A 24,926-nucleotide genomic window follows, 5' to 3' on the forward strand; every position below is an offset into this window, starting at 1 on the left:
TCCTGTTTAAAATTAAATTGTAATAGTATTTATGAAGGTATTTGCGCTAAATTTCAACTATAAAAGTATGTTTTTTTATGTCAATTCATCACTAAGTTGCATTGCTTCTGTCAATGCTTCATGCAGGCGGGCAACCGCAATGACTTGTACGCCTGGAATTGCTTTTTGCGGCGCATTACCTCTTGGTAAAATGACATATTTAAAGCCATGTTTTGCAGCTTCTTTTAAACGTTCTTGACCATTAGGGACTGGACGAATTTCACCAGAAAGACCAACTTCTCCAAAAACCGCAAGTTGTTGGGGTAAAGCTTTAGTACGTAGACTTGAAGCACATGCTAACAAAACTGCTAAATCGGAACCTGTTTCGGTAATTTTTAAGCCACCCACAATATTGACATAGACGTCTTGCCCTGTGGTTTGGACACCGCCATGACGATGCATTACAGCAAGGAGCATATTTAAACGGTTTTGTTCAAGACCTAATGCGACACGTCGTGGTTGGCCTTGTGCATCGTCAACTAAAGCTTGTACTTCGACCAAAAGAGGACGAGTCCCTTCACGGCTAATCATGACAATTGAACCGGGGATCGCTTCATCATAACGACTCAAGAAAATGGCAGAAGGGTTAGCAACTTCACGTAACCCTTTATCTGTCATGGCAAATACACCAAGTTCATTGACCGCACCAAAACGGTTTTTAACAGCACGAATCATTCGATAGCGTGAGTCGGATTGACCTTCAAAGTAAAGTACACAATCCACCATGTGCTCTAAAACACGAGGGCCAGCAAGTGCACCTTCTTTGGTCACATGACCAACAAGAAATAGCGCCGTGCCACTATTTTTTGCATAACGTGTAAGTAATGCAGCAGATTCACGAATTTGAGAAACACCACCTGGTGCCGATTGAAGTGTTTCGGTGTAAAGCGTTTGAATAGAATCTAAAATAGCCACCGCAGGCTTTTCTTGTTCTAAAACCTCACAAATTCGTTCTACACAGGTTTCGGCCATGGCTTTTAATTTGTCAGTAGGCAAATCAAGACGTTGAGCACGAAGAGCAACCTGAGATAATGATTCTTCACCCGTAATATAAAGTGCAGAGCTTTTCGCGCTTGCCATGTGGGTCGCGGTTTGTAACAGAATGGTCGATTTACCAATACCGGGGTCACCGCCGATCAGTACGACTGAACCGGTAACTAAGCCTCCGCCAAGTACACGATCAAATTCGCTAATACCTGTCTGTAAGCGGGTTTCATGGGAAACTGAGACTTTATTGAGTGTTGTAATATTGGCAGCTTGGCCTGCATAGCCCCCAGTTTTGGGACGTGCTCGGTGCGCAGTGGTTGGTTCGACTCTGACTTCACTAAGACAATTCCATTCACCACACTCTGAACATTGACCTGCCCATTTAAGGTGGTCGGCACCACATTGTTCGCAACGGTAAACAGTTTTGACTTTGCTCATATTCGACTTCAGTTAAAAAACTTCTTAATCAATAGTAGAAACAGAGTATAGCAAAACCAAAATAGAGAATCAGTTTTGAGGTGGAATACATTTTGCTTAATTTAAAACAACGAAAATATCAGGTCATTGTCATGTGTTAAATAAATTGAAAGATTAAGGTCGAGAAGGGGTGTTTTTAATAAACAGATGAAGGACTGAAATGAAATTGAATATTAGAAAAACAGTCAATTGAGTCGTCTTTTTAATTTAAAAATCAGACAAGTTCAAGTCATGTTTTTAGACCGTAAAGTGCGTTGTATTGCTATGGGCTTGTGCGTATTATCAGATTTAATTGTATGTAGCTTGAAATCATCAGCAATACAGATAAAAATCGGTTAGCTGAAAAGTTATCAAAAAATATACATTTAAAAGATACCTGCAAATGGTGCGATATCGTCTTTTTGATTTTAGCTAACGGACTAAAAAAAATTACTGGAGTGTATTGATAAGATGTCGAATCAAAATCTGAGTGAGTCTCATGAACAAGGTGAGCTCCATCGTAGCCTCTCAAATCGGCATTTACAGCTGATCGCGATTGGCGGTGCAATTGGTACGGGATTGTTTATGGGATCAGGCAAAACGATTAGTCTTGCTGGTCCATCAATCTTATTTATTTACCTGATCATTGGTGTGATGGTGTTTTTTGTCATGCGTGCGCTTGGCGAATTACTTCTTTCAAATCTTGCCTATAAATCATTTATTGATTTCACAACAGATTTAATCGGCCCATGGGCAGGTTATTTTGTAGGCTGGACGTATTGGCTATGCTGGATCACAATTGGTATTGCCGATCTTTCAGCAATTATCTATTACTTACAATTCTTCAATAATGGTCTACCTTTCTCGCCAGTCGAAGGTGCCATGATCAGTGTTGCAGCCATCGTATTCATTATGGGTTTGAACTTGTTAACAGTTCGCTTGTTTGGTGAATTGGAGTTTTGGTTTGCGCTCATCAAAATTCTAGCAATTATCATTTTAATTGCTGTGGGTTTATGGATGATCTTTACGGGCTTTACCTCTACTACAGGTGAAGTTGCTTCATTTACTCATCTTTGGGCCAATGGTGGTTTCTTCCCAACAGGGGTGCATGGTTTCTTAGCAGGCTTCCAGATTGCGATCTTTGCTTTCGTTGGTGTAGAGCTGGTTGGAACAACGGCTGCGGAAACTAAAGATCCTGAACGTAATTTGCCTAAAGCAATTAACTCAATTCCGATTCGTATCATTATTTTCTATGTGTTCGCATTAATTATTGTAATGTCAGTAACGCCATGGAATCGAATTGATCCAGCTATCAGTCCGTTTGTAAACTTGTTTAGCCAAGCAGGTGTTGCAGCAGCAGCAATCTTGATGAACTTAGTCGTATTGTCATCAGTGATGTCATCAATGAACAGTGGCGTGTTTTCAACAAGTCGTATGTTATTTGGTCTATCGCGTGAAGACCAAGGACCTAAAGCTTTTGGTAAACTTAACAAACGTGCAGTACCTGCAAATGCATTATATTTCTCTGCTGCGTGTTTATTGTTAGGTGCGGCTTTACAGTATTTTGTGCCAAATACCGTTGAGGCATTTACACTTGCAACAACACTTTCAACGATTCTGTTCATTTGTGTGTGGTTGTTAATTATCTGGAGTTACATCCGCTATTACACTACGCGTCCTGAACTACATGCCAAATCGACATTTAAGTTACCAGGTGGTTTATTTACATGTTGGATCACGATTATTTTCTTTGTTGGTATGATTTACGTGTTGTCTTTAGAGCCAGATACGTTTAAAGCGCTTAAGGTCAGTCCAATCTGGTTTATTATCTTGCTCATTGGTTATTTCTTCTTCTATAAACCACGCAATAAAAAATAATTAAACTTATTTGGTTATGACTAAACGCCGGCTGAAAAGCTGGCGTTTTTTATGCATATTGTTTTTCTCTTTAAGTTTACTCTTTAGCCGCTTGCATGATCACGGTATACTGCATCGAATTGTTTAAATCAGGTGCTCAGATGCGTCGTGTCATTTGCCTCATCAGTTTATTGAGCAGCAGTGTTTTGCTTAGTGCTTGTGGTCAGTCAGGAGTATTACAACTGCCTTCTGATCCAAATTATGACAAACGTGCAAAATACTTGCTCTATCGTAATAAAGAACCAAAACAAGTTGTGCAAAACGATGAAAAGGCTGATCAGTCAGTTGAATCATCATCAGCTCCAACCCAAACAACATCACCTTAAGCTTTGAAATAAGGACACATTCATGAGTTTCACCCGCATTAATGGAGTATTGCACGCAGAGCAATGTTCTCTGGAGCAGCTTGCGCAGCAATTTGGCACACCGTTGTATGTTTATTCAAAAACAGCTTTTGAAAAACATTATCTAGATATGGATCGTGCTTTTGACTTTATTGATCATCAAATCTGTTTTGCGGTGAAATCTAACTCAAATTTAGCTGTTCTTAATGTATTGGCAAAACTTGGTGCGGGTTTTGATATCGTATCTGGTGGTGAACTTGCACGTGTTTTAAAAGCAGGCGGGGATGCATCTAAAATTGTTTTCTCGGGTTTAGGTAAAACCGAAGTTGATATTGAAACATCGTTAAATGCGGGTATTGCCTGCTTTAATGTAGAGTCATACGCAGAACTAGACCGTCTTCAAAAAGTTGCGGCTCGTTTGGGTAAGAAAGCTCCGATTTCTTTACGTGTAAATCCTGATGTAGATGCAAAAACACATCCTTATATTTCAACAGGTCTTAAAGAAAATAAATTTGGTATTCCAAGTGATACCGTTTATGAAACTTATCAATATGCTGCATCTTTACCAAACCTTGAAATTATTGGGATTGACTGCCACATCGGTTCGCAATTAACCGAGACTAAGCCATTTGTTGATGCTTTAGATCGTGTCATGTTGATGATTGAGGAACTAAAAAAACTTGGTATCAATCTTAAACACATTGATATCGGTGGCGGTTTAGGTGTTTGTTATAAAGATGAAACACCGCCAAGTGTTGAAGAATATGCCAACTCAATGAAACCTGCTTTAGAAAAGTTAGGTCTCAAAGTTTATATGGAACCGGGCCGTAGCATTAGTGCAAATGCAGGTGTGCTTTTAACAAAAGTTGATTTGCTCAAGCCAACAAGCCACCGTAACTTTGCCATTATTGATGCTGCAATGAACGATTTGATTCGCCCTGCATTATATGAAGCGTGGATGGATATCCAACCTGTGGTACCAAGTTCAGATACTGAAGAAAAAACTTGGGATCTTGTTGGTGCAATCTGTGAGACAGGTGACTTCATTGGTAAAGACCGCTCATTGGCTTTAAAAGAAAATGACTTGTTAGCTGTTCTCGGTGCTGGTGCTTATGGTTTTGTAATGAGTTCAAATTACAATACACGTGGACGTGCCGCTGAAGTAATGGTATCAGGCGATAAAGCTCATTTGATTCGTGAGCGTGAAACAGTTGAATCCCTTTGGGAAAAAGAACGTTTATTGCCTGAGGAGTAAATGAGATGTTATTAGAATTTACTAAAATGCATGGCTTAGGCAATGACTTTATGGTGGTTGATCTGATTAGCCAACGTGCTTATTTAGATACAGAAACAATTCAACGCTTAGCTGACCGTCATTTTGGTATTGGTTTTGATCAGCTATTGATTGTTGAACCACCAGATTTACCAGAAGCAGATTTTAAATATCGTATTTTTAATGCTGATGGTTCTGAAGTTGAACAGTGTGGTAACGGTGTCCGTTGTTTTGCTCGTTTTGTCCATGAGCGTCATTTAACGAGCAAAACCAATATTACTGTTCAAACCAAAGCAGGTATTGTAAAGCCAGAACTGGGGCAGAATGGTTGGGTACGCGTGAATATGGGCTACCCGAAATTTTTACCAAATGAAATTCCATTTGTTGCTGAACAACCGGAAGCTTTATATACACTTGAGTTAGCCAACGACCAAAACATTAGTATTGATGTAGTCAATATGGGCAATCCTCACGCTGTAACTATTGTTCCAGATGTACTCACAGCAGATGTCGCTGGTATTGGTCCACAAGTTGAGTCACATAAACGTTTTCCTGAGCGTGTTAATGCTGGTTTTATGCAAGTAATTGATGAAAACCATGTGCGCCTTCGTGTATTTGAACGTGGTGTAGGTGAAACACTTGCATGTGGTACAGGGGCTTGTGCTGCTGCGGTAAGTGGCATGCGCCGTGGCTTACTTGCTAATTCTGTAGAAGTTGAATTGGCTGGCGGTAAGCTGCAAATCGAATGGCAAGAAGGCGATGTGGTCTGGATGACTGGTCCAACAACCCATGTGTATGATGGGCGTTTGGATTTACGTTATTTCCAAGGCTAATAGCGTTACCTAAATAGAAGCCTCTTTTCATCAACTAAACTGATAAAAGAGGCTTTCTTTTATATGTACAATAATATTTGATTTAACTACTTTATAAGAAATATGAATAATTTAATTTTCTTACCCGGTGCTTCAGGAAGTATTAGTTTTTGGCAGCCATTAATTGAAAAACTACCTCAGCAGTATCATACAAAAATTATTGGTTATCCGGGCTTTGGAGATACACCAGAATCTGTAGAGGTCAAAAGTTTTGAAGACCTAACAAACTATGTTCTTAATCAAATTAATGATGAGTCTGTAATTATTGCTCAATCTATGGGAGGAATTTTTGCTGTTGCCGCAGCGTTGCAAAAACCTCAACTGGTTAAAGGGCTGGTCTTGATTGCAACTTCTGGTGGAATTGATCTCTCTGCATTTAATATTCAAGATTGGCGTGAAGCATATCGCCAAGCCTTTTTACAATATCCAGATTGGTTTGTTACTACCAATATTAACTATGAAGAATTTTTATCAGATATAAGCATTGAAACTTTACTAATTTGGGGCGACCAAGATCCAGTGAGTCCAGTTGAAGTGGGGATATACTTAAATCAGATATTTAAAAGTTCAACATTGCATATTGTTAAAGGGGGAGATCATCAGTTGGCAGAAAAATATGCAGATGAAGTTGCAATCCAAATAAAAGACTATTTAAAAAAGCTGAAGTAACTCTTTAAGTTATATTAAGCGTGCTAGATGTCAGCACGCTTTTTAGATTTACTTTTTGCTCAAAGCCAATTTCAAAGCAAACAACACAAAAATACTGCCTGTAATACGGTCCATATATTTCACAAATTTAGGTTGCTTTAGATAACGTGACAGTGGTTGCATGGCCAAAATTAATAGAGTTGACCATAACATTCCAATCACCACGTGAATCATCACAAGCCCCATGACCCAAGTGACAGCCGATGCTTGCGGTGGAATAAATTGGGGAAGAAATGAAATATAAAAAATGCCAACTTTGGGATTAAGTAAGTTACCCAAGAAACCTTTAATGAACCAATTCTGCGAAGTAGTCATATTTGAATTACTCCCTTGCATATCTGCAAGTTGACTACGCGGTTTTAAAATCATATTCAAACCCAGCCATGCAAGATAAGCGGCCCCCATCCATTTCAATATATTAAAAGCTAAATCAGAAGCCATGAGCAAAGCACCCAGACCGCAAGCAACCACAATTCCCCATGCAATACAGCCAAGGCTAATGCCTACTGCTGCTTGGAATGCTTTGGATTTACCTTCAAGTGTAGCAGTACGAATAATTAAAGTCGTATCCAGACCTGGCGTAAGCGTAAGTAAGGTAATCGCAATTAAGTAAGGAATGAGTATGGTGGTCATGGCAGCAAGGTTCCGACAAATACTTGAGCTAAAGTGTAATACACATATAAGGTAGTTAGTTGTTATGTTGACGAACACAATTTTCCTGATCAACTACTTTTTGGTACACTGAAAAAAATAAAATGAGCAAATAAATGGAGAGCAATTTGAATTTTGCATTACAACTGCTCTCAATGTGGTTAAAAGAAAGAAAAATTCAGAACCAGTCTGAGCACACGATTACTGCTTATGAAAGAGATGTTAAAAGCTTTCTTGAGTTTTGTGATCTCAAACAAATTGATTTAAGAAATGTTGAAGCTTCAGATTTACGTGAATATTTGGCCCAGCGTGTTGAGCAGGACCAGTTAAGTTCAAGCAGTATGCAGCGTCATCTCACTTCAATTCGCCAGTTCATGAAATGGGCAGAACAAGGAAAATATCTAGAAATTAACCCTACTGATGATTTTAAGCTCAAACGTCAGTCTAGACCTTTGCCTGGTATGATCGACATAGAAACGGTTAATCAAATTTTAGATCAACCTATGCCTGAGAAACCGGTTGATCAGCAACTATGGTTACGTGATAAAGCCATGTTGGAATTACTTTACTCAAGTGGTTTGCGTCTGGCTGAGCTGCAAGGTTTAACAATTAAAGATATAGATTTTAATCGGCAACTGGTCCGTATTACAGGTAAAGGAAATAAAACCCGTATTGTACCGTTTGGAAAAAAGGCGAAAGAAAGCCTATTGAATTGGCTAAAAATTTACAAAATCTGGAAAGGCCATTTTGATCAAAATGCTTTTGTTTTTATTTCTCAAAGAGGTGGCGTGTTAACCCCACGACAAATCGAAAAGCGTGTAAAGCTTCAAGCACAAAGAGCAGGTGTGAATGTAGATTTGCATCCTCACTTATTGCGGCATTGTTTTGCTAGCCACATGTTATCAAGTAGTGGTGATTTACGCTCAGTTCAAGAAATGTTAGGTCATAGCAATTTATCTACGACACAAATTTATACGCATATTGATTTTGATCATTTGGCGCAAGTCTATGATCGAGCTCATCCAAGAGCGCAAAAGAACGAATAGATTTAAAAACTATCTTAATAATAAAGTTGACTAAAATGGCAAGTCTTATACGAATGTAGACATCATTTGTATTTTTTTAGAAATTTGTTTAAGAGAAATAGGGAAAATAGTCAAATTGACCATTTTGATCTTTGGACATTTTGTCAGTACCCCTGAGTCAAAAACATCTAATCTCGATTATTTAAAGGTGATCTTATGTTTCTGGCTAATAAGCTAAATAAGATAAAAAGATAATAAAAATCAATATATAAAATAGAGTGTAAAAAGAATGAAATAGCACCTAATAAGGCACAATATTTTTTTTATGAACTGATGGTTTCATTTTTTTTGTGCTGTTCTGGAAAATTGTGACTTGACCGAAATGCCAAACACATTGCAAGATAGGGTACCTAAAAAATTTTAATTGAAGAGTTAATATACTTTTCTCAACATTTACTTTTGCTAGAACAGCCGAGGATTACATGAAGGCTCTTGTTGCTGTAAAACGCGTGGTTGATGCCAACGTCAAAGTTCGTGTTAAGCCGGACAATAGTGGGGTTGACCTTACTAACGTTAAAATGTCAATTAACCCATTTTGTGAAATCGCAGTGGAAGAAGCGGTTCGCTTAAAAGAAAAAGGAACAGTATCAGAAATCGTTGTTGTTTCTGTTGGTCCTAAAGAAGCTCAAGAACAAATCCGTTCTGCAATGGCTTTGGGTGCAGACCGCGGTATTTTGGTTGAAACCACTGATGAAATTGGCGCTTTAGAAGTTGCTAAAATTTTAAAAGGTGTTGTTGATGCTGAAAAACCAGAACTTATCCTTCTTGGTAAACAAGCAATTGATGATGACTCTAACCAAGTAGGTCAAATGCTTGGCGCATTATTAGGTGCGGGTCAAGGTACATTCGCTTCTGAAGTGAAAGTTGATGGCGGCAAAGTACAAGTAACTCGTGAAGTTGACGGTGGTTTACAAACTGTTGAACTGGCACTTCCTGCGATCATTACAACTGACTTGCGCTTGAATGAGCCACGTTATGCAGCTTTGCCTAACATCATGAAAGCTCGTAAGAAGCCACTTGATACTAAATCTCCTGCTGATTATGGCGTTACAGCTGGTACTAAGCTTAAAACTGTTAAAGTTGAAGCTCCAGCAGAACGTAAAGCTGGCGTACAAGTGAAATCTGTAGATGAGCTTGTTGAAAAATTGAAAAATGAAGCGAAAGTGATCTAATACGGAAGGATAAAATCATGAGTATTTTAGTTATCGCTGACCACAACAACCAAGTACTTAACGGTGCTACTTTAAATGTTGTTGCTGCAGCACAAAAAATCGGTGGTGATATTACTGTATTAGTTGCTGGTTCTGGTGCTCAGGCAGTTGCTGATGCTGCTGCTAAAGTTGCTGGTGTAAGCAAGGTTTTACTTGCTGACAACGCAGCTTATGCAAACCAGTTAGCTGAAAACGTAGCTGCTTTAGTTGCTGATTTGGCTAAAGGTTACAAATACGTATTAGCTGCTTCTACAACGACTGGTAAGAACATTCTTCCACGTGTTGCTGCTCTTCTTGATGTAAGCATGATCACAGATATTATTTCTGTTGAATCTGCTAACACATTCAAGCGTCCGATCTATGCAGGTAACGCGATTGCTACTGTTCAATCTGACGAAGCAATCATTGTTGGTACAGTTCGTGGTACAGCATTTGATCCAGTAGCTGCTGAAGGTGGTTCTGCTACCGTTGAAGCAGTAAGTGAAGCGAAAGATGCAGGTATTTCTAATTTTGTATCTGAAGAAATCGTGAAACTTGACCGTCCTGAATTGACAGCTGCTCGCATTGTTGTTTCTGGTGGTCGTGGTGTAGGTTCTGGTGAGAACTACCATAAAGTACTTGATCCATTAGCTGACAAGCTTGGTGCAGCACAAGGTGCTTCACGTGCGGCAGTTGATGCAGGTTTTGTACCTAACGACTTCCAGGTTGGACAAACTGGTAAGATCGTTGCACCTGACCTTTATGTTGCTGTAGGTATTTCTGGTGCGATCCAGCATTTAGCTGGTATGAAAGATTCTAAAGTTATTGTTGCAATCAACAAAGACGAAGAAGCGCCAATCAACGGTGTTGCTGACTACTGGTTAGTTGGTGATTTGAACACTGTGGTACCAGAGTTGGTATCTAAACTTTAATCTTTACTGGTTAAAGTCAAAAACCCTTAGTTTTTACTAAGGGTTTTTTTATTGTAGGGATGGATTTTAAAGAATAAATTGGATTTGTTATCTCATTTTAGGTTTGATTTTTATAGAATAAAAATCACATAGTTTTATTAAGGTGAACCTATGTTCATTACAGCGATATGATAAGAATAATATGTAATTAAATTATACAAATATCACCAGATTGACCATGTAGATTCCGTACATTCCAAAGCGCTTTTGTGCTATACTATACAGCTATATTTTTTTCGACTTTAGTTCAGTTTTCGGAACTAAATTTTTTGCAAGATCAAGACATATAAGCAGATGGAAATTTCTATCTGTAAGAAGGAGTATGCATGAGCGTATCGGAAATCCGACCGATTGCCATTGAGGATGAACTCAAGCATTCATATTTAGATTACGCGATGAGTGTAATCGTATCTCGTGCATTGCCGGATGTGAGAGACGGTCTAAAACCTGTTCACCGTCGTGTGCTATTTGCCATGCACGAATTGGGCAATGACTATAACAAAGCCTACAAGAAATCTGCACGTGTTGTTGGGGACGTAATCGGTAAATATCACCCTCATGGTGACTCAGCTGTTTATGAAACCATTGTACGTATGGCTCAGGACTTTAGCTTACGTTATTTATTGGTAGATGGTCAGGGTAACTTCGGTTCGATTGATGGCGATAGCGCAGCTGCAATGCGTTATACCGAAGTCCGTATGACAAAGTTAGCGCACGAACTTCTTGCAGATCTAGAAAAAGACACTGTTGACTGGGAAGATAACTACGACGGATCTGAGCGTATTCCTCAGGTGGTTCCGACACGTGTTCCAAACTTGCTAATTAATGGTGCTGCCGGTATTGCTGTTGGTATGGCAACAAACATGGCACCACACAACATGACAGAAGTTGTGAATGCATGTTTAGCCTATGCCGACAATCCGAATATCTCGATTGAAGGATTGATGGAATATATTACTGGTCCTGATTTCCCTACAGGCGGTATTATTTACGGTAAATCAGGTATTGTTGATGCTTACCGTACAGGTAAAGGCCGACTACACATTCGTGGTAAATACCATTTCGAAGAAGATGAAAAGACAGGTCGTATAACCATCGTCTTTACTGAAATTCCATATCAAGTTAACAAAGCAAGAGTTATTGAGCGTATTGCCGAGTTAGTTAAAGAGAAAAAACTTGAAGGTATTTCAGAGCTTCGTGATGAGTCTGATAAAGACGGTATGCGTATTGCGATTGACTTGAAACGTGGTGAAAACGCAGAAGTCATTGTAAATAACTTATTCTTAAATACACAGCTTGAAAACTCATTCAGCATCAACATGGTTTGTCTTGACAATGGACAACCAAAATTGATGAATCTGAAAGATATTATTGCGGCATTTATTCGTCACCGCCAAGAAGTAGTGACACGCCGTACCATGTTCGAATTGCGTAAAGCACGTGAACGTGGTCATATCTTGGAAGGCTTAACCGTTGCCTTAGCCAATATTGATGAAATTATCGAAACCATTAAAACTTCTGCTAACCCAGCTGAAGCGCGTGAGCGTTTACTAGCAGGTGAGTGGGCTGGCGGTGGTGTTGTTTCTTTACTTGAAAATGCTGGTGCTATTTCTGTTCGCCCAGATGAAATCGAAGGTGAAAACCCAGATCGTCCATTTGGTTTAACTGAATCAATTTACCGTTTATCACCAACGCAAGTAGGTGCAATTTTAGAATTGCGTTTACATCGTTTAACGGGTCTTGAGCAAGATAAATTACATGCTGAATATACTGAAATTTTAGGTCAAATTGCTGAACTTACTGCAATTCTTAATGATTTCAATTTATTGATGGCTGTGATTCGTGAAGAGCTAGCACAAGTATTACAACAGTATGGTGATGGACGTCGTACAGAAATTATTGAATCGCGTATTGATTTTAGTCGTGAAGATTTAATTCCAGAAGAACAAGTTGTATTAACGGTTTCACAAACAGGCTACGCAAAAACTCAACCGCTTTCTGACTATCAGGCTCAGCGCCGTGGTGGACGTGGTAAGTCTGCAACTTCAATGAAGAGTGATGACTTTATTCAACATCTCATTGTAGCTTCAAACCATGCGACTGTGCTGTGCTTTACTAACGTAGGTAAAGTATATCGCCTTCGCGTATTTGAAGTGCCTCAAGCATCACGTGGTGCAAAAGGCCGCCCGATTATAAACTTGTTACCTTTAGATGCGAACGAAACAGTAACTGCGATCTTGCCGTTAACAGAGTTCCTGGAAAACCATTACGTATTTATGGCAACAGCTTCAGGTACAGTTAAACGTGTTGATTTAGAGCAGTTCTCTAACATTCGTTCAAATGGCTTACGTGCAATTGAACTTAATGAAGAGGATACCTTAATTGGTGTTGCGATTACTGATGGTAATCAGCAAATCATGTTGTTCTCAAATGAAGGTAAGGCAATTCGTTTTGCTGAAACTGATGTGCGTTCAATGGGTCGTACTGCTAAAGGCGTCCGTGGTATGCGCGTTAGCATTGCAAGCAACACTTTAAGTGAAGAAGATGCAGAAATTGAAAATGATGAATCTGATGATAATGAAGATTCAGCAGAGTTAAGTGTAGTAAGTCGCATCGTATCACTTGTTGTTGTTCCTGAAACGGGTGAAGTGCTGTGTGCGAGTGCCAATGGTTATGGTAAACGTACTCCTGTAAATGACTTCCCAACCAAAAAACGTGGTGGTAAGGGTGTTATTGCAATTAAGACAAGTGAACGTAATGGTGAGCTTGTGGGTGCGGTATCTATTGATGAAAGCAAAGAACTGTTGCTTATTTCTGATGGTGGTACATTAGTTCGTACTCGCGCGGCAGAAGTTGCAATGACTGGTCGTAATGCACAAGGTGTACGTCTAATTCGTTTAAGCGAAGAAGAAACCTTGGTGGGTGTTGTGTCTATTGAAGCGGTTGAAGATGAAGAAGAGTTTCTCGAAGGAGAGGTTGATACTTCAGAATTAGATACCGAAGATGCAGTATCTACGAATGACGATGCATCAGAAGAGTAAGTAGAAATTAAATAAAAAAGGAAGCGTAAGCTTCCTTTTTTATTTTATGAAGAAGATTTTTTAACAAGTCGATAATAAGCTAAGCACACTAATATTAATCCGGCTGTCGCAAGAAAAATCAGTTTTGGTGTAACCGTGGCTAAAAGAACACCCATCTGGTTAAGTTGCACAAACATTTGTACCCCATGTGTTGATGGTAAACACCATGCAAACCATTGTAACCACTCAGGCATTGCTTGATGAGGCCATGCAGCGCCTGTCAGTAAGAATAGGGGAACAGAGCTAAACACAATCATATGTCCAGCACGTTCTGGCATATCTAAAAGTGAGCCAATCAGCATGCCTAATCCAATCACACAACTAATAAAAATAGGAACGGCGACTAGCAAGCCAGTAAAGTTCCCACCGTGTGGATAGTCATTGAACCACAAGGTAAAACCGAAAAGATAAAAACATCCTAAACAGCCAATGGTAAATATACTTGCGAAAATTCCCGCGAAGCGAACACCTGTAATTTTTTGGTGTTGTTCACGGTAGCTTGCGATTAGCATTGCTAAACCTAACACAATCGTTTGATGGATAATTAAACCTGCAACAGCTGGAAAAATATAACTTCCATATCCTGAAAGCGGGTTAAATAACGGGACTTGATGAATAGAAAGGGCCGGTTGGAAATGTGTGCGCTCTCCAAATCTTTCAATATATTCTTTTAATGTGGCTTCAATGGATGTGGCTAAACCTAAACCAATTTCTTTAGTTTTTAAAAAGTTGGTTGTGCTCAGATATAAGCCAATCCCACCTGTTTCTCCTCGGCGTAAGCTTTGTGTTAAGTTGCTTGGTAAAAGTAAAATACCATCGGCCTTTTGTTCACGAACCATTTGTTCAGCTTGTAAGAAATTACTTGTAACGGTAACAATATGAACATGTGGACTATTCGCACTTTGGCCGATTAATTGAGAGGTTAATAGGCTTTGTTCTTCATCAACTATTACGATTGGAATTGATTCTGCACGTTCAGCTTTATAGGCGGTAGGATAAAAAAAGCTATAAAGAATGACCGATAAAATCAGAGTTGTGAAAACCGAGCTATTACTAACAATATCTTTAAATGTTTGCCCATAAGCCTTTAAAAACTCTTTCATGGAGTTGCTCCCCGAATTAATTTTTTAAGCAGCAGAGAGCTTAAAAAGAAGTAAATAAGGCAGTAACCCAGAAGTATTAAAAAGGGAATCATTGAAATGAAAAGTGGGCTACCAATCACCCATTGTTCGGTTTGCAGCTTGGCATAAGGTGTATAGGGAATAATGAGTGACCAAAATTTAGTGAAAATCGGTGCATTATTTAAAGGCAGAGTAACGCCTGCAAAACTTAAAGATGAGCCACCATAGACGGCAATAAAGCCAAAAGTTTTACTTAAATTTTTAGTGGCAAGAATGACCGTACTGCTAATCAGAGCATAGGCAAAATAAAGTAAGAACTGTGCGACCAGCAATAAACTTAAGGAACCCGCTACGAACCAGCCACGGATTTCAACTAGCCAAAACATCCATAGCCATGTCCATACACAAAAAATAAGGCTATAGAGCAAATTTTTAGCCAATAAGCCTTGAATAAAATTTTCTCGGTTTACCCATTGAGTGAGGGTATTACGTTTTAGTTCTTGTCCAATTGCAAAAGCAACACAGCAGCATAGCAACAGATGCAATACGGCAGGAACCATAAATGGCTCTAAATAAAACTCATAGCTCATGCTCGGGTTGTAAAGCGTTGATACTTTTACATGAGCTGTAGGTACATCTAAATAGGGAATATTATTTGCAAGATAACTTTGGCCTGCATAGTCTGCTAAAGCATTGAGGGTACTTACCAGCATTGCTGAAGAAATCGTATTTCCTACGCTAAAGAAAGACTGGTTAAAAGCAATGCTGATTTGAGCATCTTGCGCTTTCACAAAACGCTTTTCAGCACCGTCCGGAATGAAAACATAACCCCAGATTTTAGTTTCGTTAAGTAATTGTTCCGCTTCAGTAGGGCTTGCCGTAATCGTTTTAATATCTACCGTATGATTCAACGAAAGATACTTTTCAATATTGCGGCTGAGTTCACTTTGGTCCTGGTCAATAATCGCAATCGGTAAGTGTTCAGCTTTACCTGCGTAAAACATGCTGCTAAACAAAAAAATGATAAAAGCAGGGATAAGTGTCACCATGCACAAATCCCATTTATTGCTTTTTAGATAGTTTAGTTCGCGTAATATACTGGCAAACATAAGTTATTTTTCTTCTTTAATTTTAAATAAAACGCTCATACCCACTTTTAAATCTTGCACTGGTTTTTCAGGTACAAGATGAAGTTTAAAGCTACGAATATCATAGCCTCCAGTTTGGCGAGTCGTTTTTATAGTGGCAAATTCACCTTCAGCATCAATATTCTTAATTTTAAAAGTCACATTTTGATTCAGTGCAGGAATAAAACCTTCAAGGGTTTTATTTTTATAAACAGAAGCATATTGATTTTCACCCACGTTTAAGCTGACCCATAAATCATCATCTTCTAAAATGCTGACAACAGGTACACCCATAGCGACTAACTCGGAAGGCTTCCCGTAAGTTTTTGAAATTGTACCCGAAATAGGAGAGAATAAACGTGTCTCTGCTTCTAGTGCTTTTGCTTCGCCTACAGCTGCTTTTGCAATTTCAACCTGTGCATCTGCTGTAGATTTTTGTTGACTCGTACTGCCACGTTTTGCACGAGCATATTGTTGATAAGAGGCTTCACTTAATTCTTGGGCAGAAGTTTGAGCCGCTAGCATCTCATCTCGTCTTTGGCGTGAAATAACACCTTGTCTATATAAATTTTCACCACGTTGGTAAGTGGTTTTTGCAAGGTTTGCTTGTGCTTTGGTGCTTTGCCAGTTGGCATAGAGAGTATTGATATTTTCTTGCTGAGAACCGCGGTCTACCGTAGATTGAAATGCTAAAGCTGATTGTAAAGCTGCCAAGGCTTGTTGCTTTTTAGCTTCTATTTCTGGGCTAACCAAGCGAACAAGTGGCTGGCCTTTGGAAATTTTCTGGCCTTCTTGTACATAAATTTCTTCAATACGACTTGGAACTTTCGTACTCACGTGAATAGTTTCGGCTTCAACCCGACCTTGTAGTTCAATAGGCTTTGGCTGATAACTTTTCCACAAACCAAAAATAATTAAACCTAATAGGGCAATAATTACTAAACCAATAATCAGTTTAAGCTTAGAGTTTTTAGGTGGTTGAGAGTCACCGTTATTTATGTTTGATTCAGGGGTGTCACTCGCTTGATCGTTTTTTTGAGATTGGTTAGTTTCTACCGTATCCGCAGCAAGAGAATCCTGCTCTGAATGAGATGATTCTTGATTCATTTTATACTCCTATTAACGGATATAGTCGGTATGTGGTTGATTGACATAAGCTTTAAATTGATCAATTGAACCATGGCTTTGCAATAGAGTCGCGAGTGACATGACATATTTATATGCATTTAAAGCCATTTCAGTTTTTAAAGCACTTAAAGCATTTTGTGCATCAATCACTTGTGTTGCTGTACCCATTCCTTCACGGAAAGAAAGCTCTTGAATACGTAAGTTTTCTTGAGCGGCATTTACGTTTCTTTGTAAGAGTTGATGGCTTTGCTGAGCAGAGTTGAGTTCGTTATATGACTTATTCAGAAGTGCCTCAATTTCTTGTTTAGTACGTTCGGTCATAAGTTCAGAGGCATAACGCTTTAGTTCGGCGGCATGGATATTCTTATTTTTATCTACACCAGAGAATAGGTTGTATTTTGCCATTACACCTACAATCCAGTTTTCATTTTCATCAAGGGCATATTCACCAAATGCAAAAAGACTTGGTTTTTTTGCGGCTTGTTGAGCTTGAATATTTACATTAGCCAGTTGTGTATCCATCTGCATTTTTTGTACAAGGCTAGATTTTTGCGAATAACTGGTTAAAAGTGATTCTAGAGACTGGCTTGGAGTGTTATTTACAAATAAGGGCGTACTTAAATCTACATTATTTTGTTGATGTAGAAGATTATTAAGGCTAAAGCGACTGGCATTTAAGTTGGCTTGAGTACTTTGTAAAGTACGTTCCGCATTATTACGAGCCACTTCAAACTGCATGCGTTGCCCTTTACTAATAAACCCTTGTTGTTCGAGCTTTAGGGCATTGCTGTAATGTTTTTGCATGGCATTAAAGTTGAATAAACTACTTGCTACCAGTTGCTGCTGTAATTGAACATTAAAATAACTTTGTACAACTTCAAACCGCTGTACATCTTGTTGCTGTTGACTTGAAAGTTCAGAACGCTGTGCTTGAATGTTGGCTATTTTTTTTGCACTGCTGGTTAAACCACCTGTATATAGGGGCATAACGACCGAAATAGAAGGGCGTACAACCTGATCTTCTATAGTCAGATTCGCATAGTCGGGAAAGCGATTTATACCATCATGAATGGTTTGATTTGCACCTTCTTGAACTTGTCCAAGAACATCCGATGGAATGACATTGTTCCACTGTGAAAGTTTGTCGTTGAACCCCTGACTTAAATCATTCTCAAGCTTTTGTTTAAAAGAGGCGAGGGGTACATCTGTTTCGCTATGAAAAGCATATGCTCTAACATTTAAATCAACTCGAGGTAATCCGAGTCCTTTCACTGCTTCAGCTTCTAGTTGAGACGCTTGCTGCAAAGCTTGATTAGCTTGAGTGCTATAAGAACTTTTCAAAGCTTGTTGTTCCGCTTCAGCATAGCTTAAGCTTTGAGCGTATAAATGATTTGTGAAAAAAAGTCCTAAGGCCAAAGCAAGATGCTTGGGTTTAAAGAAAAAGGGGCAAATAGACTGTCTATATCGATGTACTGGCATTTTAAATAACAATTTCTGGCATCCCTTATAGTTTAAATTTCTTGTTATTAAATTCAATTATCATCTTGTTTCTTATACATTTGTATAAAAACCTTGTAGTTTTAACCTCCCTTTAATTATTGAATATGACGAAGCCTATATATTTGTAATCCCTATCAAAGTATGTGAAATCATAATCACAAGTCAAGCTGATCTTGATTGAATAAAAAATGTTTTAAATCGATAAAATTGGAAGTCAAAGCAAAGAAATAAATAGAACAATAATTGAAAAAATAAACCTAAATACAGTCCAGCATTGAAATATTTACTTGAGAAGCTGCTGCAAGCTTAAGCAATCTGTGGTTAAATGCCATTTTTATTGTGTTTGACTTTATACAAGGGAAAAATCATGCGCGCGTACAATTTCTGTGCTGGTCCTGCTGCATTACCTACTGCCGTTTTAGAAAAAGCTCAACAAGAAATGTTGGATTGGCATGGTAAAGGTCTATCCATCATGGAAATGAGTCATCGTAGTGCTGACTATGTTGCTATGGCTGAAAAAGCTGAAGCAGATTTACGCAAGTTAATGAATATTCCTGAAAACTATAAAGTACTGTTTTTACAAGGCGGTGCGTCATTACAATTTTCTGCGATTCCTTTAAACCTTTTGGGTAAGAATAGTAAAGCTGATTATATTGATACTGGCATCTGGTCTGAAAAAGCGTTGAAAGAAGCAAAACGTTATGGCGACATTAATGTTGTAGACGCTGGTATTAAAGTAGATGGTAAGTTCGCAATTTCTGAACAAAGCGAATGGAATTTATCTGACGACGCAGCCTATGTACATTATGCAGATAATGAAACGATTGGTGGCTTACAGTTTGCCGGAATTCCTGATGTAAAAGCGCCACTCGTTTGTGACTATTCATCAAGTATTTTATCTGCTCCATTAGATGTGACCAAGTTTGGTTTGATCTATGCTGGCGCACAAAAAAATATTGGTCCTGCTGGTTTAACAATTGTCATTATTCGTGATGATTTACTTGATCAAGCTAAACCAGAAATTCCAAGCATCTTGAAATATGGTGACCAAGCGAAAAATGGTTCTATGGTTAATACACCATCGACTTACGCTTGGTACTTGTCTGGTTTGGTATTTGAGTGGTTGCTAGAGCAGGGGGGGGTAGATGCTATCCATAAAATTAACCTTGCAAAAGCTCAGTTATTATATGGTTATATCGATTCAAGCGATTTCTACAATAACCCGATTGCAATTCCAAACCGTTCAATTATGAATGTACCGTTTACCTTGGCAGATGAAGCTTTAGAAAAGCAATTCTTAAAAGAAGCAGAAGCAAACCATTTATTAAACTTAGCTGGACATCGCTCTGTCGGTGGTATGCGTGCAAGTATTTACAACGCAGTGCCTTTAGAAGGTGTACAGGCTTTAATCAACTTTATGGATGATTTTGCAAAGCGTAATGGTTAAGTAAATCAAAAATAAAGCCCTCAAATGAGGGCTTTATTTTTGAATAAATTTTATAAACTAAAAAGGAACTAAACCAAACTGGTGCATGAATATGGCAGCTAAAAACATACCCAATACAAAAAAGCAAAACGCACCAGTATCGACCTTTACGCGCAGGCTACTAGATTGAATGAGGCTGGTAGTTTGTTCGGGTATAATCTTCATTCAATAACCTAATTATTAAAATATTAGTGAAATTCAATTAGTTTCACCCTTTTTAGCACAAATAGTCGCCTGAATCCAGATATTACCGCGAATATATTCGCCAATATTAAAGTTTTTATACAAATCGTTTTTGGTTGCAATGCGCACTAATATGGCAGGAAGATCATCTTCTAAAACCAAAGTAACATCATAAAGGGTATATTCTGCCCCCATAAATGTCATTGAAGTTTTGCCAACAATATTACCTTGGAACCATGCTTCATCTTCTTGACCAAGAGTTTCACCATATAAATAAGCAACCATTTTTGAAAAATCAACGGTTACAGGTTCTTGATCTTCTTGAGTTTTTGGTTGCCATTCATTAATAAGCTCCTGTAAATTTTCAGGAGCAATACCATTATGTTCAGTCAAAATCGCATTTAATGCACGGTGATGTTTAATTGAGGCTGGGTCATCAACAACAATTTTTTCACCTGCTGGAACAGGTTCTAATTCATAAGCCCATGCATTAAATTGAACTTGATAGTCTTTAGTTTTGTCATATTGACAAGCGTTAACGCTAAATAAATTATCAAATGCATAAACCGTTGTATCTTTATTTAGTTTTAAACTTAAAACAGCTTGTGTTGCAGAGTCACAAGTAATGATACGTTCAATTTTCGCATTATATTGATATGGACTTTCAAAACTTGGAAAGGCTGTTTTGAGTGCGCGAGGTTTCTGATTTTCAACCGCAATAATCTGGTTGATTGTAACTTTTTGGTCTTGTGGGCCTTGAATCAACCAAAAAGACTGATCCATCTCTTCTTCATGTTCGCATAAGCCCATTGGCATTACGGGTGCATCAAGTGCTAGTCCTAACCATTTTGGTACATCTGTTTCGGGATGGGACGTCAATAGATTCCAATGTTCGCCATGACTACCAAAATTTTGGTCATTTACTTTAATAACTTCTGGACTGTTTTGATTTTTCATAAGCATGATGCTGTTGGGTTCACATTACTTGTTATATTAAATCGAGGGTGTTTGCTATTTTTCAAGTCACCATATGTAAATTCTCTTGTAAAAGCACATATTTAGTCATTGAAAGATAGATATTGCTGCTAATTATAAAATAAAAGGTAGATCTGGCTCTTAAAAAAACTTAAACACTAAATTAAAAATAAGTTTAATGTTTATTACTATTCACCTTAGAAAAGCATCTGTTAGACTTATATTTTTAATGGAAATAGAGAATAACTTGCTGCCATTTAAGCTATGGGTAGATGCAGATGCTTTACCAAGAATATTACGTGAAGTGATTTTGCGCGCATCAGATCGTTATCAGTTAGAAGTCATCTTTGTTGCTAATCAAAATGTTGGGATTACGCCTTCTGTCCGCATCAAGTCAATACAGGTTTTAAGTGGTGCAGATCAGGCCGATAAAGAAATAGTTGATCGTATGATTGAAAATGACATTGTCATTACGCAAGATATTCCACTAGCGGCTCAAGTCATTGAAAAGGGTGGCGTTGCTATTCACCCCCGAGGTGAGGTTTATACAACCGCTAATGTTAAAGCGCGGTTACATCTACGTGATTTCATGGATACGCTTCGTGGCGCGGGTGTGCAAACTGGTGGACCGCCACCTATTTCAGAGCGGGATAAGCGTGAATTTTCGAGTGCATTAGATCAAACAATTTTAAAGCAAAAACGTAAAACAGCTAAGTGAGCATCGCATGCCATCGCAAACCAATTTGGCTTTAACCTATGCCTTGTTAGTGTTTATATGGGCAACAACTCCATTAGCCATTGTTTGGAGTGTGTCCGATTTACATCTTATGTGGGCATTGTTGTTACGCTTTTTTATTGCATTGCCTTTGGCCGTGACCATATTACTGATTTTAAGAACACCTTTTCCAATTCATCGACAAGCAATTCATAGTTACGTTGCCGGATCTTTTAGCTTAATTGGTTCTCAAATTTTCACATATGCCGCTACCCAATATTTAAGTTCAGGCATGATTGCGCTTATGTTTGGTTTAGCTCCGATTATGGCTGGGCTGATTGGCCGTTTTGCATTCGGTCAGCAACTTTATAAGTTGCAATGGTTAGGTATGGCTATCGCCGTAAGTGGTTTAGCGATTATTTGCTTGAATGGATCGAATCAGCATGTGCATCCATTTGGCATTGTTCTTATGCTGATCAGTGTTTTTGTCTATTCTTTTTCAATTTTCTGGGTTAAGAAAGTTAATGCACAAATTCAGCCTATGGCTCAGGCAACAGGCTCTATTTTAGTTTCTTCGATTTTGGCAAGTTGTCTTATTCCATTTATTTGGCAATATGCACCGACACATTTACCAGAGGCCAAATCTTTATTTGCCTTAATTTATACGGTACTGATGGCTTCATTAGTCGCCATGTTTTGTTATTTCAAACTTATACAAAATATTCAGCCAACGACTTTATCTTTAACCACAGTAATTACACCAATGTTAGCTATGATGATTGGAGCTGCCTTAAATCATGAACAACTTTCGATTATGGTTTTTGTAGGGGCTTTAATCATCTTGTCTGGACTCTTTTTATATTTCTATAAAGACATTCAAGCAAATCGAAATTTTGCTCGGCATATTAAGTCTAAATAGGAGAAGATTTGGGTAATTTGTTGAGCTTATTCATTAAATTGTTCTAATTCGTAGCGAAATGCATGATCAAATTGATCTCCCAACTTAAGTAGTAGAAAATAGCGCAGCAATATAATATTAGGATTGTTAAGGAAAGATCAGAACTTACTGATTTTTAAACCTTAATACAGCATCTAACGATATGGTCAAATAGTAGATGTGGATGCGATTTGACATGAGCATCTGCTATTTCCCATCAATCACCTTGGATTTAGAAGGTATGTTTAAACCAATCTCACTGTATATAGGGTTGAGATATACTCGCGCAAGACGCAGTAATCATTTTATTTCTTTTATTGCATTGGTTTCGATGATCGGTTTGACACTAGGTGTCGCTGTGCTGATTACGGTACTTTCTGTGATGAACGGTTTCGATCGAGAACTAAAAAACCGTGTTTTGGGAATGGTTCCGCAAGCTACAGTTTCATCTACACAAATCCTCACGGATTGGCCTGAACTGGTAAAACGAGTTGAACATCATCCACATGTAACTGGGGTTGCACCTTTTACCCAATTGCAAGGTATGTTAACCGCGCAAGGGCAAGTCGCTGGTATTATGGTGACGGGTATTGACCCAAAATATGAAAAGAATGTGTCTATTATTCAAAATCATATTGTTGCTGGTAGCTTAGATTCACTTAAAAAGGGTGAGTTTGGTATTGTCCTTGGTAAAGATATGGCCGATTCATTAGGCTTACGTCTAAACGACAGTGTGACATTGGTTTTACCTGAAGCAACGCCATCTCCAGCAGGTGTAGTACCTCGTTTCAAACGCTTTAAAGTGGTTGGTATTTTTAGTGTAGGTGCTGAAGTCGACTCTATGGTGGGTTATATCGCTCTCTATGATGCGTCAACCCTATTACGCTTACCAGATGGTGCTCAAGGTGTCCGTTTAAAACTAGACGATATTTTTGCCGCTCCACAAGTTGCTGACGACTTGGTAAAAAGTTTACCAAGTAATTTCTACGCGACGAACTGGACCTATACGCATGGCAATCTGTTTAATGCCATTCAAATGGAAAAAACACTAGTTGGTTTGTTACTTGTACTTATCATTGTGGTTGCAGCATTTAATATCGTTTCGTCTTTAGTGATGGTTGTTACTGATAAAAAATCAGATATTGCCATTTTGCGTACATTAGGGGCGTCACCATCGATGATTACTAAAATATTTATGGTGCAAGGCACCGTGATTGGTGTGATTGGTACAGTTGCAGGTACGGTTTTAGGTGTAATTTTGGCTTTAACCATTAGTGATATCATTTCATGGTTTAACAATGTGTTGGGCCTAAATCTATTTGATGCTTACTTTGTGCATTACCTACCTTCTTATTTAAGATGGCAAGATGTGACGATTATTGTGATTGTATCTTTACTTTTAAGCTTCTTGGCGACTATCTATCCGGCGCTTCGTGCTGCCAAAGTTCAACCTGCCGAGGCACTGCGCTATGAGTAAAATTGTTTTAGAAGCGAAAGATATCTATAAACATTTTGATGATGGTAAATCTAAGGTTGAAGTCATTAAAGGTCTTTCTTTACAAGTTGAAGCAGGGCAGTTTGTTTCGATTGTTGGTGCGAGTGGTTCAGGTAAAAGTACTTTACTTCATGCGCTAGGCGGTCTAGAGCAACCAACGCAAGGACAAGTATTTTTAAATGGTCAGCGTTTTGATAATTTAGGTGAAGCCGAGCGTGGTTTTCAACGTAACAAATACCTCGGTTTTGTTTATCAATTTCACCATTTGTTACCTGAGTTTACTGCGCTTGAAAATGTGGCAATGCCTCTTATGCTTCGCCCAGATAGCCAATACAAATCGGTAAAAGCACAAGCTGAATATTTACTAGACCGTGTGGGTTTATCTCATCGTATGGATCATCAGCCAGGTGAGCTTTCCGGCGGTGAGCGCCAACGTGTCGCTTTGGCTCGTGCTTTGGTCACTCAACCTGCAGTTGTTCTAGCTGATGAACCAACCGGAAACCTAGATCGTAAAACGGCTTTAGGCATTTTTGAATTATTGACCGATCTTAAGAAAGAACTCAATATGGCGATGCTCATTGTGACTCATGATGAGCAGTTGGCGCAGGCAGCAGATTCAATCTTGCATATGGAAGATGGTCTTTGGGTGAGCGGTTCTTAAAAAAATTGTCATTAAATCACATTGT

The 24,926-nt window shown here is 38.6% G+C and carries 22 protein-coding genes and 1 pseudogene; 14 read left to right on the forward strand and 9 right to left on the reverse strand.

Annotated elements, in window-relative coordinates:
- Window positions 1–75: 75 nt before the first annotated feature.
- A complete protein-coding gene (gene radA / locus HL290_RS00360) occupies window positions 76–1,464 on the reverse strand; it encodes a DNA repair protein RadA (protein WP_092709518.1) in 1,389 nt (462 codons plus the stop codon).
- A 489-nt stretch (window positions 1,465–1,953) separates the two neighbouring features.
- Between radA and HL290_RS00365 the strand changes: the two genes are divergently transcribed.
- The 5 genes from HL290_RS00365 to HL290_RS00385 all read left to right on the forward strand — a co-directional run bounded on the left by HL290_RS00365 (window position 1,954) and on the right by HL290_RS00385 (window position 6,557).
- Complete coding sequence (locus HL290_RS00365; protein WP_004643801.1) at window positions 1,954–3,360, forward strand: amino acid permease; 1,407 nt, start codon at window positions 1,954–1,956, stop codon at window positions 3,358–3,360.
- Window positions 3,361–3,500: 140 nt separating this feature from the next.
- Window positions 3,501–3,725: an LPS translocon maturation chaperone LptM gene (gene lptM, locus HL290_RS00370; protein WP_004643800.1), complete on the forward strand. Its 225-nt coding sequence runs from the start codon at window positions 3,501–3,503 to the stop codon at window positions 3,723–3,725.
- 22 nt (window positions 3,726–3,747) lie between these two features.
- Window positions 3,748–4,998 (forward strand): diaminopimelate decarboxylase, encoded by a 1,251-nt coding sequence (gene lysA / locus HL290_RS00375; protein WP_198495288.1) that lies wholly within the window; start codon window positions 3,748–3,750, stop codon window positions 4,996–4,998.
- 5 nt (window positions 4,999–5,003) lie between these two features.
- Complete coding sequence (dapF, locus tag HL290_RS00380; protein ID WP_003650169.1) at window positions 5,004–5,849, forward strand: diaminopimelate epimerase; 846 nt, start codon at window positions 5,004–5,006, stop codon at window positions 5,847–5,849.
- Between the two features lie 102 nt (window positions 5,850–5,951).
- The gene (locus tag HL290_RS00385; RefSeq protein WP_198495289.1) at window positions 5,952–6,557 is read left to right on the forward strand and encodes an alpha/beta fold hydrolase; all 606 of its coding nucleotides are present in this window, start codon (window positions 5,952–5,954) and stop codon (window positions 6,555–6,557) included.
- 48 nt (window positions 6,558–6,605) lie between these two features.
- On the opposite strand, the gene HL290_RS00390 is transcribed toward HL290_RS00385, so the two are convergent.
- Window positions 6,606–7,229 (reverse strand): LysE family translocator, encoded by a 624-nt coding sequence (locus HL290_RS00390; protein ID WP_198495290.1) that lies wholly within the window; start codon window positions 7,227–7,229, stop codon window positions 6,606–6,608.
- A gap of 173 nt (window positions 7,230–7,402) precedes the next feature.
- Here HL290_RS00390 and xerA point away from each other — a divergent pair, with 173 nt between their 5' ends.
- The 4 genes from xerA (at window position 7,403) to gyrA (ending at window position 13,534) form a co-directional block, all read left to right on the forward strand.
- Complete coding sequence (gene xerA, locus HL290_RS00395; RefSeq protein ID WP_198496368.1) at window positions 7,403–8,293, forward strand: site-specific tyrosine recombinase/integron integrase; 891 nt, start codon at window positions 7,403–7,405, stop codon at window positions 8,291–8,293.
- A gap of 461 nt (window positions 8,294–8,754) precedes the next feature.
- Window positions 8,755–9,504: an electron transfer flavoprotein subunit beta/FixA family protein gene (locus tag HL290_RS00400; protein ID WP_003650176.1), complete on the forward strand. Its 750-nt coding sequence runs from the start codon at window positions 8,755–8,757 to the stop codon at window positions 9,502–9,504.
- Between the two features lie 17 nt (window positions 9,505–9,521).
- The gene (locus HL290_RS00405; RefSeq protein ID WP_127492777.1) at window positions 9,522–10,454 is read left to right on the forward strand and encodes an electron transfer flavoprotein subunit alpha/FixB family protein; all 933 of its coding nucleotides are present in this window, start codon (window positions 9,522–9,524) and stop codon (window positions 10,452–10,454) included.
- Window positions 10,455–10,819: 365 nt separating this feature from the next.
- On the forward strand, window positions 10,820–13,534 hold the full coding sequence (gene gyrA / locus HL290_RS00410; protein ID WP_198495291.1) for a DNA gyrase subunit A: 2,715 nt from the start codon (window positions 10,820–10,822) through the stop codon (window positions 13,532–13,534).
- A 44-nt stretch (window positions 13,535–13,578) separates the two neighbouring features.
- Here gyrA and HL290_RS00415 read toward each other — a convergent pair whose 3' ends face one another.
- The 4 genes from HL290_RS00415 to HL290_RS00430 are packed head-to-tail and all read right to left on the reverse strand — an operon-like array spanning window position 13,579 to window position 18,428.
- Window positions 13,579–14,676, reverse strand: coding sequence for an ABC transporter permease (locus tag HL290_RS00415; RefSeq protein WP_198495292.1), 1,098 nt, complete (start codon window positions 14,674–14,676; stop codon window positions 13,579–13,581).
- The gene (locus tag HL290_RS00420; protein ID WP_174704867.1) at window positions 14,673–15,803 is read right to left on the reverse strand and encodes an ABC transporter permease; all 1,131 of its coding nucleotides are present in this window, start codon (window positions 15,801–15,803) and stop codon (window positions 14,673–14,675) included. The genes HL290_RS00415 and HL290_RS00420 overlap by 4 nt, the downstream gene beginning before the upstream one ends.
- Before the next feature lie 3 nt (window positions 15,804–15,806).
- Window positions 15,807–16,928 (reverse strand): HlyD family secretion protein, encoded by a 1,122-nt coding sequence (locus HL290_RS00425; protein ID WP_198495293.1) that lies wholly within the window; start codon window positions 16,926–16,928, stop codon window positions 15,807–15,809.
- Between the two features lie 12 nt (window positions 16,929–16,940).
- Window positions 16,941–18,428: a TolC family protein gene (locus tag HL290_RS00430; protein WP_092706589.1), complete on the reverse strand. Its 1,488-nt coding sequence runs from the start codon at window positions 18,426–18,428 to the stop codon at window positions 16,941–16,943.
- 388 nt (window positions 18,429–18,816) lie between these two features.
- Between HL290_RS00430 and serC the strand changes: the two genes are divergently transcribed.
- Window positions 18,817–19,896, forward strand: a complete 1,080-nt coding sequence (serC, locus tag HL290_RS00435) for a 3-phosphoserine/phosphohydroxythreonine transaminase (RefSeq protein ID WP_198495294.1) — start codon at window positions 18,817–18,819, stop codon at window positions 19,894–19,896.
- 57 nt (window positions 19,897–19,953) lie between these two features.
- Here the strand turns inward: serC and HL290_RS00440 are convergent, their stop codons facing one another.
- Window positions 19,954–20,100 (reverse strand): hypothetical protein, encoded by a 147-nt coding sequence (locus tag HL290_RS00440; protein WP_005038822.1) that lies wholly within the window; start codon window positions 20,098–20,100, stop codon window positions 19,954–19,956.
- Window positions 20,101–20,133: 33 nt separating this feature from the next.
- Window positions 20,134–21,075, reverse strand: coding sequence for a hypothetical protein (locus HL290_RS00445; protein WP_198495295.1), 942 nt, complete (start codon window positions 21,073–21,075; stop codon window positions 20,134–20,136).
- A gap of 247 nt (window positions 21,076–21,322) precedes the next feature.
- Here HL290_RS00445 and HL290_RS00450 point away from each other — a divergent pair, with 247 nt between their 5' ends.
- Together HL290_RS00450 and HL290_RS00455 are read left to right on the forward strand one after the other, a co-directional pair.
- Window positions 21,323–21,811, forward strand: coding sequence for a YaiI/YqxD family protein (locus tag HL290_RS00450; RefSeq protein ID WP_016801978.1), 489 nt, complete (start codon window positions 21,323–21,325; stop codon window positions 21,809–21,811).
- 7 nt (window positions 21,812–21,818) lie between these two features.
- Window positions 21,819–22,727: a DMT family transporter gene (locus HL290_RS00455; RefSeq protein WP_045429452.1), complete on the forward strand. Its 909-nt coding sequence runs from the start codon at window positions 21,819–21,821 to the stop codon at window positions 22,725–22,727.
- 29 nt (window positions 22,728–22,756) lie between these two features.
- Here the strand turns inward: HL290_RS00455 and HL290_RS18545 are convergent.
- Window positions 22,757–22,837: pseudogene (locus HL290_RS18545) on the reverse strand (PilZ domain-containing protein); the annotation flags it as partial.
- Between the two features lie 149 nt (window positions 22,838–22,986).
- Here HL290_RS18545 and HL290_RS00460 point away from each other — a divergent pair.
- Window positions 22,987–24,222, forward strand: coding sequence for a lipoprotein-releasing ABC transporter permease subunit (locus HL290_RS00460; protein ID WP_045429455.1), 1,236 nt, complete (start codon window positions 22,987–22,989; stop codon window positions 24,220–24,222).
- Window positions 24,215–24,901 carry an ABC transporter ATP-binding protein gene (locus HL290_RS00465; RefSeq protein WP_004643715.1) on the forward strand — a complete coding sequence of 229 codons (687 nt, stop codon included), beginning with the start codon at window positions 24,215–24,217 and terminating at the stop codon, window positions 24,899–24,901. The genes HL290_RS00460 and HL290_RS00465 overlap by 8 nt, the downstream gene beginning before the upstream one ends.
- Window positions 24,902–24,926: the final 25 nt, after the last annotated feature.

Origin of the sequence: Acinetobacter sp. AC1-2 (genome assembly GCF_016124155.1) — a bacterium.
In the GTDB taxonomy this organism is placed as follows: domain Bacteria; phylum Pseudomonadota; class Gammaproteobacteria; order Pseudomonadales; family Moraxellaceae; genus Acinetobacter; species Acinetobacter calcoaceticus.

Excerpts from the sequence above, each read along its gene's own strand:
- HL290_RS00445 (WP_198495295.1), bottom strand. The coding sequence starts at position 21,075 with ATGAAAAATCAAAACAGTCCAGAAGTTATTAAAGTAAATGACCAAAAT.
- HL290_RS00385 (WP_198495289.1), top strand. The coding sequence starts at position 5,952 with ATGAATAATTTAATTTTCTTACCCGGTGCTTCAGGAAGTATTAGTTTT.
- HL290_RS00450 (WP_016801978.1), top strand. The coding sequence starts at position 21,323 with ATGGAAATAGAGAATAACTTGCTGCCATTTAAGCTATGGGTAGATGCA.
- HL290_RS00430 (WP_092706589.1), bottom strand. The coding sequence starts at position 18,428 with ATGCCAGTACATCGATATAGACAGTCTATTTGCCCCTTTTTCTTTAAA.
- HL290_RS00405 (WP_127492777.1), top strand. The coding sequence starts at position 9,522 with ATGAGTATTTTAGTTATCGCTGACCACAACAACCAAGTACTTAACGGT.
- HL290_RS00455 (WP_045429452.1), top strand. The coding sequence starts at position 21,819 with ATGCCATCGCAAACCAATTTGGCTTTAACCTATGCCTTGTTAGTGTTT.
- xerA (WP_198496368.1), top strand. The coding sequence starts at position 7,403 with ATGTGGTTAAAAGAAAGAAAAATTCAGAACCAGTCTGAGCACACGATT.
- HL290_RS00390 (WP_198495290.1), bottom strand. The coding sequence starts at position 7,229 with ATGACCACCATACTCATTCCTTACTTAATTGCGATTACCTTACTTACG.
- HL290_RS00465 (WP_004643715.1), top strand. The coding sequence starts at position 24,215 with ATGAGTAAAATTGTTTTAGAAGCGAAAGATATCTATAAACATTTTGAT.
- radA (WP_092709518.1), bottom strand. The coding sequence starts at position 1,464 with ATGAGCAAAGTCAAAACTGTTTACCGTTGCGAACAATGTGGTGCCGAC.
- HL290_RS00415 (WP_198495292.1), bottom strand. The coding sequence starts at position 14,676 with ATGAAAGAGTTTTTAAAGGCTTATGGGCAAACATTTAAAGATATTGTT.
- HL290_RS00420 (WP_174704867.1), bottom strand. The coding sequence starts at position 15,803 with ATGTTTGCCAGTATATTACGCGAACTAAACTATCTAAAAAGCAATAAA.
- dapF (WP_003650169.1), top strand. The coding sequence starts at position 5,004 with ATGTTATTAGAATTTACTAAAATGCATGGCTTAGGCAATGACTTTATG.
- serC (WP_198495294.1), top strand. The coding sequence starts at position 18,817 with ATGCGCGCGTACAATTTCTGTGCTGGTCCTGCTGCATTACCTACTGCC.
- HL290_RS00425 (WP_198495293.1), bottom strand. The coding sequence starts at position 16,928 with ATGAATCAAGAATCATCTCATTCAGAGCAGGATTCTCTTGCTGCGGAT.
- lptM (WP_004643800.1), top strand. The coding sequence starts at position 3,501 with ATGCGTCGTGTCATTTGCCTCATCAGTTTATTGAGCAGCAGTGTTTTG.
- HL290_RS00440 (WP_005038822.1), bottom strand. The coding sequence starts at position 20,100 with ATGAAGATTATACCCGAACAAACTACCAGCCTCATTCAATCTAGTAGC.
- HL290_RS00365 (WP_004643801.1), top strand. The coding sequence starts at position 1,954 with ATGTCGAATCAAAATCTGAGTGAGTCTCATGAACAAGGTGAGCTCCAT.
- gyrA (WP_198495291.1), top strand. The coding sequence starts at position 10,820 with ATGAGCGTATCGGAAATCCGACCGATTGCCATTGAGGATGAACTCAAG.
- HL290_RS00400 (WP_003650176.1), top strand. The coding sequence starts at position 8,755 with ATGAAGGCTCTTGTTGCTGTAAAACGCGTGGTTGATGCCAACGTCAAA.
- lysA (WP_198495288.1), top strand. The coding sequence starts at position 3,748 with ATGAGTTTCACCCGCATTAATGGAGTATTGCACGCAGAGCAATGTTCT.
- HL290_RS00460 (WP_045429455.1), top strand. The coding sequence starts at position 22,987 with ATGTTTAAACCAATCTCACTGTATATAGGGTTGAGATATACTCGCGCA.